This is a genomic window from Streptomyces sp. AC512_CC834 (assembly GCF_019049325.1).
GTDB lineage: Bacteria > Actinomycetota > Actinomycetes > Streptomycetales > Streptomycetaceae > Streptomyces.
The window spans coordinates 170,809-185,815 of the sequence record NZ_JAGMUO010000034.1 but is presented as its reverse complement, the minus strand read 5'-3'; the positions used below and the strand labels follow the sequence as shown (position 1 = coordinate 185,815).

At 74.5% G+C, this 15,007-nt stretch carries 2 protein-coding genes; both read left to right on the top strand.

Translation table 11 applies throughout. The features are described 5' to 3' along the window. Positions 1–187: 187 nt before the first annotated feature. Positions 188–9,502, top strand: a complete 9,315-nt coding sequence (locus tag KUM40_RS14075; RefSeq protein ID WP_217166209.1) for a type I polyketide synthase — start codon at positions 188–190, stop codon at positions 9,500–9,502. Further along, the gene (locus KUM40_RS42120) at positions 9,499–14,967 is read left to right on the top strand and encodes a type I polyketide synthase (RefSeq protein ID WP_217166208.1); all 5,469 of its coding nucleotides are present in this window, start codon (positions 9,499–9,501) and stop codon (positions 14,965–14,967) included. The genes KUM40_RS14075 and KUM40_RS42120 overlap by 4 nt, the downstream gene beginning before the upstream one ends. Positions 14,968–15,007 lie beyond the last annotated feature (40 nt).

Below are 15,007 nucleotides of genomic sequence, written 5' to 3'. Positions count from 1 at the left end.
GCTTCCCGCCGCCGCACCACACGACCGGGTGGCGTGGACGCCCCTCCCGCCACCCGGGCCTCTGTCCTCACCCGCCTTCACCGCCAGTTCCCGGACGCGCGCACCCTGCCGCGCACCCGACCGCGCACCCTGCCGCGCCCGGACGGCTCGTCATCGGCCCGACCGCCGCTCTCCATGAGGGGGATTCATGCCCGCCCGCAACGGAATCACCACCGATCCGGCCATCGCCCTCGTCGGCATCGGGTGCCGTTACCCGGGTGGTGTGAACGGTCCCGACTCCTTCTGGAACGTCCTGCGGGACGGCGTCGACGTGATCGGGGAGATCCCCCCGGAACGCTGGGGTTCCGAGTACGTCAGCGAGGACGGCTCGGCACCGGGCACCGGGTACTGCCGCCACGCCGGTGTGCTCCCCGGACTCGACCGGTTCGACGCCGACTTCTTCGGCATCTCGTTCCGCGAGGCGCGCGAGATGGACCCGCAGCAGCGCCTCCTGCTGGAGGTCTCCTGGGAGGCCCTGGAACACGCGGGACTCACCAAGCCCCGGCTGGCCGGGTCCCGTACCGGGGTCTTCTTCGGCATGCTCGGGATGGACTACACGCTGCTGCACTCCAAGACCCGCGGAGTGAAGGGCATCGACCCCTACTACGCCAGCGGCAAGGAGTTCAGTTTCGCGCCGGGCCGGGTCGCCTACACCCTGGGCCTGCACGGGCCGGCGCTCTCCGTGAACACGGCCTGCTCCTCGTCCCTGGTGGCGGTGCACCTGGCCTGCCGCAGCCTGGCCTGCGGCGAGGCCGACACCGCGCTCGCCGGCGGTGTCAACGTCCTGGCGGCGCCCGAGCTGTCCATCTTCATGAGCAAGGTGCAGGCCCTCTCCCCCACCGGCCGCTGCAAGCCCTTCGCCGCCGACGCGGACGGCATCGTACGGGGCGAGGGCTGCGGTGTCGTCGTACTGAAGCGGCTCGACGACGCGCTCGCCGACGGCGACCAGGTGCTCGCGGTGATCCGCGGCAGCGCCTTCAACCACGACGGGCGCAGCGCCGGTCTGACCGTGCCCAACGCCACCGCCCAGGAGATGCTGCTGCGCGACGCCCTGGACCGCGCAGGCGCCACACCGGACCGGGTCGCGTACGTGGAGGCGCACGGCACGGGCACACCGCTCGGCGACCCGATCGAGGCCTTCGCGCTGTCGCGGCTCTTCGGTCCCGGACGGGACGGGGACCGCGCGCTGCACATCGGCTCGCACAAGGCCAACTTCGGGCACACCGACGCCGCCGCGGGTGTCGCCGCCCTCATCAAGACCGTCCTGACCGCCCGGCACCGTCTGGTCCCGCCGCAACTGCACCTCGACACTCCCAACCCCGCGATCCCGTGGGCCGACGGTCCGCTGAGCATCTCGTCCGAGGCCCGCCCGCTGGACGCGGACGAGGACACGCTGTTCGGCGTGAGCGCCTTCGGCCTCAGCGGCACCAACGCGCATGTGCTGCTCTCCGCGCCGCCCGAGACCGCCGCCACGCCGGCCTCCGCCGCGCCGGCCGCCGGATCCGGGGAGGCGGCGCCCCGGGTGCTGCTGCTGTCCGGGTCCACCGAGACCGCGCTGCGGGAACGCGCACGGGACCTGGCCGAGGCGCTCGACAAAGACCGGCCGCTGGCCGACGTCCTGCACACCGCCGCCGTCCGCCGCACCCACCACGAGGCGCGCGCCACCGTCGTCGGCGCCGACGCCGGGGAACTGCGCGCCTCGCTGCGCGAACTGGCCGACGGCTCCCCCGACGAGCGGACCGTCACCGGCACGGCCGAGCCCCGGCGACGGCACCGGACCGTCTTCGTCTTCTCCGGTCAGGGCTCGCAGTGGAGCGGCATGGGCCTGGACCTGTGGGACCGCGAGCCGGTCGCCGCCGCCGTCCTGGAACGCAGTGACGCGGTGCTGCGCGAGGCCGGCCTGCCCCCGCTGCGCGAACTGCTCGGCGCCGGCGATCTCGCCGCCACCGAACTCGCCCAGCCCGCGGTCGTGGCCCTTCAGTTGGCCGTCGCCGAGGTGTGGCGCGAGCGCGGGGTCGAGCCGGACAAGGTCATCGGCCACAGCCTCGGCGAGATCTCGGCGGCCTGTTTCACCGGCGCCCTCGACCTGCGCACCGCGCTGGACCTCGCGGTCCGGCGCGGGCGCGTCATGAGCGCCGCCGCGGGCACCGGGCGGATGCTCGCGGTGGCGCTCCCCGAGGAGGAGGCGCTGGCCGCCGCCACCGGAACCGGCCGGGCCGTCACCGTCGCCACCGTCAACGGACCGAATGCCACGGTCCTCGCCGGGTCCGAGGACGACCTCACCGCGATCGCCTCCCTGCTGCGCGAGAGCTCCGTCACCGCGCGGTTCGTCCCCGGCAACTACGCCTTCCACAGCCCGGCCATGGCCCCGTACGCCGAGCAGCTCCGGGGCGAGCTGGACGCTCTGGCGGCATCGGCCACCCCCGAGGCGTTCGTGTCCACCGTCAGCACGGAGGAACCGGTGCCCGTGCTGGACGCCGGGTACTGGGCGGCCAACGTCGTCAGTCCGGTGCGGCTGTGGCCGGCGGTGCGGGGGCTGCTCCAGGACCGGGGCGCCGACTTCATCGAGATCGGCCCGCACCCCACCCTCGTACGCCCCCTGAACGACGCTCTGAAGACACTGCGCCGCCAGGGGGTCGCGGTCGGCTCGCTGCGCCGGGACGCCGACGGGCCCGCGACGCTGCTGTCCTCGCTCGCCGAACTGCACTGCGCGGGCGCCGAGGTCGACTGGGCCCGGCTGCTGCCCGGCAATCTCACCGAACTGCCCCGGCACCCCTGGCAGCACGAGTCGTTCTGGCTGCCCGAGGTGACACCCGGCACGCAGTACGCGCCGGGCGCGGTCCCGGACGACCGGACGGCGCCCGCCCGGCTCGCGGTGCAACTGCTGGACCCGGCCGGGAACCCGGTCGGGCCCGCCCAGCACGTCGAGCTGAACGCCGCCGGAACGGGCGGCCCCACGACCCCGGCGGAGCCGCCGCGCTCCGCCGGTGACCTCCCGGTCGCGGTCCCGCCCCCCGACGGGCCGGGCCGGGAAGTCGTCCCGTCCGCCACCGCTCCGTTCCATCCCCCTGCGGGCGCGGTGGCGGACGGGACCGGGAAGGAGGCGGCGGCGGCAGCGGAGCGCGCGGGCGGCACGGACCGCGAGCGCAGGTCGCTGCTGCGGCTGACGTCCGGGGTGCTCGCCGAGGTCCTCGGCCAGGACCCGGACCGGCGCATCCCGCCCCGGCGCGGTTTCGCCGACCTCGGTCTGGACTCGCTGAGCATCGTGGAGTTCGTGGACCGCCTCGGTATCCGGCTCGGTTTCGACATCCCGCTCTCCACCCCGTTCGAACACCCCTGCCTGGACGAGCTGGTGGACCATCTGCTGCCCCAGGTGGCCGCGGCGGCCGCGACGGGAGAGACGCGCGCGACGGGAACGGCACAGGCGGCGGCACCGCCGGTCCACGTCCCCGTCCCCGTCCCCGTCCCCGCCGAGGCGTCCGCACAGGCACCCGCACCCGCACCCGCACCCGCACCCGCCGACGACCCGATCGCCGTCGTCGGCATGAGCTGCCGCTTCCCCGGCAGCCCCTCCGTACAGGACTACTGGCAGCTCCTCACCGACGGCCGCGAGGTCATCCGTGACGTGCCCTCGGACCGCTGGGACGGCCAGGCGTTCCTGTCCGACGGGGCCTGGACACCCGGTACCATCACCTCGCTGCGCGGCGGCTACCTCGACGACGTACGCGGGTTCGACGCGGCCTTCTTCCGGGTCTCGCCGCGTGAGGCCCGCAGCCTCGACCCGCAGCACCGGCTCTTCCTGGAGGTCGCCTACGAGGCGCTGGAGGACGCCGGCGCCACCAGGGACCGGCTGCGCGGCTCCGCCACCGGCGTGTTCGTCGGGATGAACAGCTCCGACCACGCCCAGCACGTCGGCAGCCACCTGAAGGACGTGGACCTCTACTACGGCACCGGCAACTCGTTCGCCGGAGCCTCCGGACGGCTCTCCTACTTCCTCGGGCTGACCGGCCCGAGCATGGCCGTGGACACCGCCTGCTCCTCCTCGCTGACCGCCGTACACCTGGCCATGCAGAGCCTGCGGCAGGGCGAGAGCGACCTGGTGGTGGCCGGCGGTGTCAACGTGATCCTCAGCCCGGTGATCCCGGTCTCGGTCTCGGCCGGCGGCGCCCTCTCCCCCAGCGGCCACTGCCGCACCTTCGACGAGGCCGCCGACGGCTATCTGCGCGGCGAGGGCTCCGGAGCGGTCGTCCTCAAGCGGCTGTCCACCGCGCTCGCCGACGGCGACCGGGTCTACGCGGTGCTGCCGGGCAGCGCCGTGAACCAGGACGGCGCCAGCAGTGGCCTGACCGTCCCGAACGGCTCCGCGCAGCGCGCGCTCATCCACCAGGCGCTGGAGCAGGCGGGCCTGATTGGCCCCGAGGTCGGCTACGCGGAGGCACACGGCACCGGCACCCCGCTCGGCGACCCGATCGAACTGCGGGCGCTCGCCCAGGCGTTGCGTCCGGGTGGAACGGGCGACGGCGACGGCGACGGCGCCCCGCTGGTGGTGGGGTCGGCCAAGCCCAACATCGGCCATCTGGAGGCCTCCGCCGGCATGGCGGGCCTCATCAAAACGGTCCTGTCGGTGCACCACGGGCGGATCGCCCCGCACATCGGAGTCACCACCGAGCCGACCCGCCAGATCGACTGGGAGCGGCTGGGCCTGCGGATCGCCGAGGGTTCGGCGCACTGGCCGGAACAGGGCCGGCGCCGGATAGCGGGCGTCAGCTCCTTCGGTTTCACCGGCACCAACGCGCATGTGCTGGTGGCCGAGCCCCCCGAGCGGTCACGGGCCGCCGAGGAGGCGGACACCACGCCTCCCGCGCGGTTCGCGCTGCCGCTGTCGGCGGCGCAGCGGACGGCGCTGCCCGGCGCGGCGAAGCGGTACCTGGGGCTGCTGGAGTCGAGCAGCGCGCGCACGCTCGCCGACCTCGCGTACACCGCGTCGGTGCGGCGCAGCCATCTGGACCAGCGGGCCGTCGTGGTCGGCCAGGACGTCGTCGGGGTCCGCTCGGCGCTGCGGGCACTGTCCCGGGGCGAGGAGCACCCGGGCGTGCTGACCGGCAGCGCGGAGGCCGCCCGCTCCTGTGTCTTCGTCTTCTCCGGGTTCGGCTCGCAGTGGGCCGGGATGGGCCGGCAACTCCTGGCGGGCGAGCCGGTGTTCCGGGCGGCCGTGGAGGCCTGCGAGGAGGAGATGCGCAAGTGGATCGCCTGGTCACCGCTGGCGTCGCTGCGGGGCGAGCCGGACAGCCGGCCCTTCGACGAGGGCATCCCGCAGGAGCTGATCTTCGCCGTGCAGGTCGGTCTGGTCGAGCTGTGGCGGAGCTGGGGCGTGGTGCCGGAGGCGGTCGTCGGACACAGCATGGGCGAGGTCGCCGCCGCGTGGGCGGCCGGGGCGCTGACCCTGGCGCAGGCGGCGGAGATCCTCTGCCTGCGCTCGCGGCTGCTGGACACGATCGTCGGCACCGGCGGCTCGATCGTCGTCGGTCTGCCCCGGCGGGAACTCGCGCCGTATCTGGTCCTGTACGAGGACAAGCTGGACGTCGCCACGGTCAACGGGCCGCGGACGACGGTCGTCGCCGGGGATCTCGCGGCGCTCGAGGAACTGTCCGTTGAGCTGGCCGAGGCGAATGTGTTCGTACGCCGGGTGAAGGTGCCGGTGGCCCCGCACTCACCGCTGACGGAGCCGCTGCGGGAACGGCTGGTCTCCGGGCTCGGTGACCTGGTGCCGTCCGGGACACGCGTGCCGTTCTACTCCGCGGTGGTGGGCGGCGAGCTGCCGGGTTCGGCGCTCACCGCCGAGTACTGGGGCCGCAATCTGCGCGACACGGTGCTCTTCCAGGACGCGGTGAGCGCGGTCGAGGACCCGCGGGACCGGGTGTTCGTGGAGATCTCCCCGCACCCGGTGCTGGTGTCCGGGGCCGAGGAGTCGCTGCGGGAGGCCGGTGTGGAGCGGCCGGTGGTGCTGCCGTCGCTGGTCCGTGACGAGGACGAGGTGGGCTCGCTGCTGACCGCGCTGGGTGTGCTGCACGCGCAGGGCGCCCCGGTCGACTGGGCCGCGTTCGCGGGACCCGGGCGCACGGTCGTGGATCTGCCGGCCTATCCGTGGCAGCGCAAGGAGCACTGGCTGCCGGACGCGCCTGTGGACGGTTCGGCGGCGCGCGGCGCGCTCGTCGGGGCGCCGGTGCGGCCGACGACGGCCCCGTGGACGGCGCTGCTCCCGGTGGCGTTCGACGGCACGCGCAGCCCCTGGCAGGTGACGACGTCCGGGGCGGGTACGACGGTGTCCGCGGCCGGGCTCCTGGAGGCGGCGCTGGGCAGTGCCGCGGCGACGGGCGGTCCGGCACCGGCCCTGGACGACGTGCGGTTCGGCGTGGCGCCGCCTGTGGACGAGGACACGCGGGCCGGGTTGCAGGCCGTGGTCGACACCCGGCAGGGCAGTGTGGTGCTGCGTCGGCTCGCCGGGGACACACCGGCCGGGCCGGCGCTCACGGCGAACACGGCGGCGTCGGGCGGCGGATCCGTCGTTGCGCCGGCCGACTTCGACGGGCTGGCCGACGACGAACCGCTGCGGGCGACGCTGGGCGCGCTCTTCCCCGCGCTCGGCGTGCGGTCGGCCGACAGCGGACGCGGGTGTGCGGCGGTGACCGTGGAGCTTCCCGACGGCATGTCCCGCCACCGCCTGCCCGCAGACGTGCTCCGGCTGGCGGTACGCCTGGTGGCGGACGCCGCGAGCGCCCCGGACGGCACGACCACGCCCGGGGTGACGGACACCTCCGGTGACGGGACAGGATCCGCCACCGCAGAAGCAGGATCCACCGCCGCCGGGACAGGGCCCGCCGCCACCGGAGCAGGATCCACCGCGACCGGCACAGGACCCACCGGTGACGGGACAGGATCCGCCACCGCAGAAGCAGGATCCACCGCCGCCGGGACAGGGCCCGCCGCCACCGGAGCAGGATCCACCGCGACCGGGACAGGACCCGCCACCGCAGAAGCAGGACCCGTCACCGCCGAGGCAGGACTCATCACCGCCGGGACAGGAACTGGTGGTGACGGGACAGGACCCGCCGCCACCGGCACAGGATCCACCGCGACCGGGACAGGACCCACCACCGCCGGGACAAGACCCGCCACCACCGGAGCAGGATCCGCCGCCGCCGGCACAGGGCCCGCCACCACCGGAGCAGGACCCACCACCGCCGGCACAGGACCCACCGGTGGCGGCACAGGACCCGTCACCGCCGGAGCAGGACTCACCGCCCCCGGAACAGGACCCGTCGCCCCCGGGGAGCCGGTCGTCGGTGCCGTTGCCTCCGTGCGGGTCAGGTCGGCGGTGGAGGGGACCCTTCGGGTGTGCCGGGGGCCGGTGCGGTTCGGCGTGGACGGGCTGCCGGAGGCGGACGTGAGCGTGCTCGACTCGGCCGGGCGGGCCGTGGCGGAACTGGCCGGGCTGCGGCTCGCCGGTTCCCCGGACGAGGCGGGGGCCGACGCGGAGCGGGACCGGCTGTCGGATCTCCTCTACCGGATGGTGTGGAGTCCCGCGGGGCAGCGGCCCGCCGACCGGGACGGCGGCCTCGCCGCGCCCGCGACGCGCTGGCTGGTGTGCGGTGACACCGAGCATCTGGCGGGGACGGTGGCCGAGGGCCTGCGGGCCGCGGGCCACGAGGTGCGCCGGGTGCGTTCGCTGGACGCGGCACCGTCGTCGGGCGGCGGTGCCGGACGCGAGCTGCGGCTGGACCCGGCGGACCGGGAGGCGTGGCAGACGCTGCTCGCGGCGCACGCCAACGAGTCGACGACGGCGATCTGTGACCTGTGGCCGCTGGAGGACCTGGAGTCGCGTCCCGACGGATGGCGGGTCACGACGGCGCTGACGACCGCGCTCGCCGATGTCGAGGGCGGTGCGCCCCGGCTGTGGCTGGTCACCCGGCAGGCGCTGCTGCCGACCGGCCACGAGGGCTTCCCCGACGGCAACCAGGGGGCGCACGCCGGCCTCGGCCGCACCCTCGCGATGACCCGGCCGGACGCCTGGGGCGGCCATGTCGACCTGAGCCGGGGCAGCGCGGAGGAACTGCGCACCCTGGTGACCCGGCTGCTGTGCCCGCCCGGTGACGAGCACATCCAGGTGGAGCACTCCTCCGTGCAGGTCGGTTCACTGGTGCGGGCGCAGGCCCCGGAGCGGAGCGCGCACCGCCCGCTGACGGCCGACCGCTGGCATCTGGTGACCGGTGCGGGCGGCGTCCTCGCGGCCCCGGTGGTCGACTGGCTGGTGGCCGCGGGAGCGCGGCGGATCGTGCTCGCCGATACCGAGCCCGCGGGCGGCGAGCGGTGGCCCGGCGAGGACCGGATCGACGGCTGGCACGCTGCCGGCGCCGAGATCCGCACGGCCCGGACACAGGGGTCGCGTACGGAACTGACCGCTCTGGTGGAGGAGTTGCGTGCGGACGTCGGGATCGCGGGGGTGGTGTGCGCGGGTTCTCCGGGGGTGGCGACTCCGCTGGAGGAGACCACCGAGTCCACGGTGAACGCCGAGCTGAACCGTGCCGGGACGGCCGAGCTGCTGCACCGCCTCACCGAGAAGGATCCCGTACGCCTGTTCGTGCTGCTGGGTTCGGTGCCGGGCACGTGGGGCGGTGCCGTCACGGGCGCGGCCGCGCCGTCCGACTGGTCGCTGCGGGCGCTGGCCGCCCGGCGGCGGGCCGGCGGACTGCCGGTGTCGCATGTGGAGTTGATGCCGATGGAGGGCAGCACGCTCCTCGACGAACGGACGATTCTCCTGCTCAAGTCGAGCGGGATCGCCCCGCTGCGGGAGCGGGACCTGGTCGCCGCGCTCTCGTTGCTGGCCTGGGACAACACGGTGCACACCTGTGTGGCCGACGTGGACTGGGAGCTGTTCGGGGCGGCGCTCGCCGACGCCCCGCACCGGGAGCTGTTCCGCAGCGTCCTGGGGGCCGCGAAGCGCAGTGGCGGCACCGAGTTCGTGGCCGGTCTCGGCGCTCTCGACCCGGTGCAGCGACGGGACCGGATGCTCGACTGGGTGTGCGCCCAGGTCGCCGCCGTACTCGGCCTGTCCGAGGACGAACTCCGCGCCGACCAGGGTTTCTTCGACCTCGGGATGGACTCGGTCATGTCGCTGACGCTGCGGCTGAGGCTGTCGCGGGAGCTGGAGACGGAGCTGTCCTCGACGGTGGCGTTCGAGCATCCCACCGTGGTGGCGCTCACCACGCATCTGCTGGACCGGCTCGGCCACGGCGGCCCCGCGCCCGACGACGCCTCCCGGGCCGCGGACGCGGCCGACCGGGGCGAGGGCGAGGGGGCGCGGGACGCGGACGGGCTGGACGACCTCGACGACGACGAACTGCTACGCCAGTTGGAGGCGGAGATCTCCGACGAACGGACGCTTGGGTTTGAGGAGAACCGATGACGAACAGCAACTCCGGGCAGCCGAGCCAGGATGTCCTGCGCGGCCGGCTCAAGGACTCGCTCGGCACCATCCGCAGTCTGCGCGCCCGGGTCCAGGAGCTGCAGAAGCCGCAGCCCCTCGCCGTGGTCGGACTGTCCTGCAGGCTGCCGGGCGGTGCCACGCCCGAGGAGTTCTGGCAGTCCCTGGCCGAGGGCCGTGACTCGACGTCGCAGTTCCCCGAGGAGCGGCACTCCACCGCCGGCTTCTACGACCCCGACCCCGACCACCCGGGCACCGCGTACACGCTGTCGGGGAACTTCCTCGACGGACCCGTCGACGCCTTCGACCCGACCGTCTTCGGCATCTCGCCGCGGGAGGCGGCGGGCATGGACCCGCAGCAGCGGCTGGTGCTGGAACTGGCCTGGGAGGCGATGGAGAACGCGTGCCTGCCGCCCGCCGAGCTGGAGGGCAGCCGGGCCGGTGTCTTCCTCGGCGCCAGCACCAGTGACTACGTGCGGATGCGCCAGCAGAAGGGCGCGATGGCCGACGTCGACGCCTACCAGTTGATCGGCGAGCCGAGCTTCCTGGCCGGGCGCATCTCGTACACGTTCGGTTTCCAGGGTCCCAGCATGGTGATCGACACGGCGTGCTCGTCGTCGCTGGTGGCCCTGGAGCAGGCCGTGCTGTCGCTGCGGTCCGGCGCCTGCGACATGGCGCTGGTCGGCGGTGTGAACCTGATGCTGTCGCCGTACGGCTTCGTGCTCGTCAGCAAGTTGCGGGCGCTGTCTCCCGACGGCCGCTGCAAGACCTTCGACGCGTCCGCGGACGGCTACGCGCGCGGTGAGGGCGGCGCGCTGTTCGTCCTGAAGCGGCTGAGCGAGGCAGAGGCGGCCGGCGACCGGATCCTGGCCGTCGTGCACGGGGTGGCGACGGAGCACGACGGGCGCAGCAGCGGTCTGACGGTGCCCAACCCGTCGGCGCAGCAGAACGTGATCGGCTCCGCGCTCAGGGACGCCGGGGTCGCCCCCGCCGAACTCACCTACGTCGAGGCGCACGGCACCGGCACCCAACTGGGCGACCCGATCGAGCTGAAGGCGCTGGACGCGGTGACCCGTGTGGACCGCGCCCCGGACCGGCCGCTGCTGGTCGGCTCGGTGAAGACGAACATCGGCCACCTGGAGCCGGCCGCGGGCGCCGCGGGCATGCTGAAGGCCGTCCTGGCGGTGCAGCACGACACGCTGCCCAGGCACCTGCACCTCAACGACCCGAACCCGCAGGTCCCTTGGGACACACTGAAGCTGAAGGTGACCGCGGAGGAGACCCGTTGGCCCGAGGGCCGCCGGCTGGCCGGTGTCAGCAGCTTCGGGGCGAGCGGCACCAACGCGCACACCGTGATCGGCGAGGCGCCGCGTCCCGCCCCCCGTGAGGGCACGCCCCGCGACGTGGGCCTGCTGACCCTGAGCGCCAACAGCACCGAGGCGCTGCGGGCGATGGCGCGCACGTACGAGGCTCCGGTGCGGGCCGCCGACGCGCGCGGACTGTCGGACATCTGCTACTCGACGCACGTCGGGCGGGCCCGGATGAAGCACGGGCTCAGTGTCACCGGGGACCGTGACCAGCTCGCCGCGGGCCTCGCGGCGTTCGCCGCCGGTGAGCGCGCCGACCAGGTGACGTCGCACGCGCCGACGGGCGCCACGGCACGCCGGCTGGGCTGGCTGTTCACCGGGCAGGGCTCGCAGTACGCGGGCATGGCGGCCGGTCTCGCCGCCGCCGAGCCGGTGTTCGCCGGGGCGCTCGCCGAGGCGGTGGCGGCGCTCGACCGGCACCTGGACCAGCCGCTGGGGCCGGTCCTCGCGGGTGCCGGGGACAGTGGGCGCATCAACCGGACGGGCTTCACGCAGCCCGCGCTGTTCGCCGTCGAGTACGCGCTGGCGCGGATGTGGGAGTCCTGGGGCATCCGGCCGACCGCGCTGATCGGGCACAGCCTGGGCGAGATCACCGCGGCCTGCGTCGCCGGGGTGCACTCGCTCGAGGACGCGGCCCGGCTGGTGACGGCCCGCGCCCGGCTGATGGAGGCGCTGCCGCCGGGCGGCGTGATGGAGACGCTGGTCTGCGACGAGGAGACGGTACGGGCGGCGATCGCCGAGGCCGGGCCGCTGCCGCGGGTCGCGGTGGCGGCGGTGAACGGTCCGACCGACGTGGTCCTGTCCGGCGCCGAGGACGAGGTCGGCGAGGTCGTCGCCCTGCTGGCCGCCCGCGGCGTCAAGCATCGCGCGCTGGTCGTCTCGCACGCCTTCCACTCGCCGCTGATGGCCCCGATGCTCGACGAGTTCCGCAAGGTCACCGAGACGCTGACGTTCAACCGGCCGAAGTACCCGCTCGTCTCCAACGTCACCGGCAAGGAGTGGGGGCCAGAGCAACTGCGCCCCGAGTACTGGTCGGAGCACGTTCTCGCGCCGGTCCGCTTCTACGCCGGCGTCACCGCGCTGTACGAGACGGGCTGCCGTACCTTCCTGGAGCTCGGACCGGCGCCGGTGCTGCTGGGTCTGGGCGCGCGCTGCCTGCCCGAGGACGGGGTCGGCTGGGTGCCCTCGCTGCGCCGGGACCGCGACGACGCGCACATCGTCGGCCAGGCCCTGGGCGCGCTGCACCACCGTGGCGTCCCCGTGGACTGGAACGCGGTGCACGCGCACGAACTGCCGCGCCGCACCACGCTGCCCAGCTACCCGTGGCAGCGCGAGCGGTACTGGTTCAACGACGACGCCACCGGCGGCGCTCCGGCGGACACCGCGGCCGACGACGCGCCGGGGGCCCTGTTCGAGGGGCACCTGCTGTCGGGTCCGCCCACGTTCTCGCCGAGTCTGGAGGACGTGTCCGAGGTGTTCGTCCAGACGGACGCGGACGGCCGCCGGTCGGTGACGGCGGGCGGCTTCTGCAACTGGGCGCTGGCGGGCGCCGCCAAGCTGCCCGGCGCCCAGCCCCGGCTCGTCGACCGCTTCGTCGTCGGCGAACCGCTGCTCCTCGACCCGGAGCACCGGCCGGACCGCATACGGGTGTACGTGCTGCCCCAGGACGACGAGGGCCGTTCGCTGTTCCTGTGCTTCTCGCGGCACGGAGTCGACGTCGCCGAGAGCGGTAGCTGGCGGCTGCACGCCCGCGGTGTGCTGGTGCGCCGTCCCACGGACTCGGACTCCCGTCCGGCGGGCGGGGACCTGGAGTCGGTACGGGCCCGGTGCGTTCCGGCGAACCCGGCGGACATCGACGTGCCCGGATGGGCACAGCCGGTGCTCACCGAGGTGTACCGGGGTGCGGGCGAGGTGCTGGCGGAGGTCAACCGGGCCGCCGAGGAGCTGCCCCGGGGCGCGCTGCTCGACCTGACGCTCGGGCTGCTGCGGCAGTCGGCCCACGCCCCCGACCCGGACGCCGTGCCCACGCCGACGGCGGTGCCGGGCGGGACCCGCCGCTACATCCACGGCTGGCTCGACCCGGCCGAGGCGGACGGTGAGCTGCGCGGCGGCCTGGAGATCCTGGGCTCCGACGGCAGCGTGCTGATCATGATGCGCAACGTTCATCTGCGGTCGTCGGCCCCGGACGGGCAGGATGGGCGGGACGGGCGGGACGTGCCGCGCAGTGTCCGCGAGGAGACCGTCTGGGAGCAGGTCTGGCGGCCTGCGGACCCGGCCGCGTTCACCCCGCACGACCTGCGCGACGAGCGGGTCCTGCTGGTCGGCGCCGGCGGCCCCGGCTCCGGCGGCGTCGACGCGGACACCGGGGTGCCGGAGTCCGTGGCCAAGCGGCTGGCCCTGCGCGGGGCGGTGGTGACCCGGGCGGATGCCTCGGTGGACGCGGTCCTGGCGGCGCTCTCGGGCGACACGCCGTTCGCGCACCTGGTGCTGCTCAGCGGCCTCGACCTGCCGGTGTCCGGGTACGACGACGCGTCGGCGGGCGTGGCACGGGAGCAGGCCGAGCACGTCTTCCTGGCCGCGGCCCGGAAGCTGGCCGTCGACGAGGCCGTCACCCGGCTGTGGGTGGTGACCCGGGGCGCCCAGTGGACCGGACCCGAGCAGGACGGGATCTGCCTGCCCGCGGCCCCGCTGTGGGGGCTCGGCAAGGTGGCGGCTCTGGAACACCCCGAGCTGTGGGGCGGGCTGCTGGACCTGGACCCGGCGGGCGCCGCGGACGAGGCGGAGCAGATCGCCGGTCTCCTCGCGAGCCGCACGGCCGAGGACCTGACGGCCCGGCGCGGCGGCGCGGTCCTGGTGCCCCGCCTGGTGGCCGCCGGTTCCGGCGACGCGTCGGCGACGCGCCCCGCACCGCGCCTGAGCGACCTCGGCAGCTATCTCGTGACGGGCGGTCTGGGCAGTCTCGGGCTGCTGCTCGGCGAGTGGCTCGCGCGGTCCGGCGCGGGGACCGTCGTCCTGGCCGGCCGCAGGGGTCTGCCGGAGCGCGCCGCCTGGGACGACCCCGGTCTGGACGACGCGACAGCGCTGCGGATCGCCGGGGTCCGCCGGATCGAGGCCCAGGGCGCCGACGTACGGGTGGCGGCGCTGGACGTCGCCGACGAGACGGCGCTGCGCTCGCTGACCGACCAGCTCGGGCTGTCCGGGCGGCCGTTGCGCGGGGTGGTGCACGCGGCCGGACTGTCGGAGCCGCAGTTCCTGCGGGAGAGCGACCCGCGGACGTACGACCGCTGCCTGCACCCGAAGGTGGCGGGCACCTGGGCGCTGCACAACGCGACCGCCGACCAGGACCTCGATCTGTTCGTCTCCTTCTCGTCGATCGCCTCGGTCTGGGGCTCGCAGCATCTGGCGGGATATGCGGCGGCCAACGCCTTCCTGGACTCCTTCGCGCACTTCCGGCAGTCGCGGGGCCTGGCCGCCACGACCGTCGGCTGGGGTCCGTGGGGCGCCGCCTCCGGGCTCGCGGACGACGAGGTGATGGCGTTTCTGCGCTCCATCGGCCTGCACCAGCTCAATCCCGAGTACGCCCTCGAACTGCTCGGCGAGGCCGTGGTCGACGGGGTCGCCAACCGCACGGTGTGCTCGGCGGACTGGGCGCTGTTCCGCGATCTGATGGAGGCCCGACGGGAGCGGCCGATCCTCAGCGAGATCCGCAGCGCTCCCCCGGCGGCGGCGGCCGGACAGGACGCCGAACCGGGTTCGCTGACCGCCCGGTTGGCGGGTCTCGGGCGGGAGGAGCGCCTCGCGGAACTGAACGACTACATCCGCGTCCAGCTCTCCGGGATCCTGCGGCTGGAGCTGGACACGCTCACCGAGGACACCCGTCTCGCGGACATGGGCCTCGACAGCCTGATGGTGATGGAGCTGATCAGCCGCTGCCGGGACGATCTCCGCCTGGAGATCAACAGCCGTGACTTCTTCGCCTGCCCCGGCATCCACTGGGGCTCATTCCTCCAGGAGCTGCTCGAGGAGAAGTACCCGGCCACCGACGCGTCCGGCCAGAAGCGGCTCGCGGACCAGACGTGACCACCGAGAACGACCCCGTCCCGACCTCTGGAGAAGAGAG

Bases quoted from the DNA above. Each gene is read 5' to 3' on its own strand.
- KUM40_RS14075 (WP_217166209.1), top strand. From the start codon at position 188: ATGCCCGCCCGCAACGGAATCACCACCGATCCGGCCATCGCCCTCGTC.
- KUM40_RS42120 (WP_217166208.1), top strand. From the start codon at position 9,499: ATGACGAACAGCAACTCCGGGCAGCCGAGCCAGGATGTCCTGCGCGGC.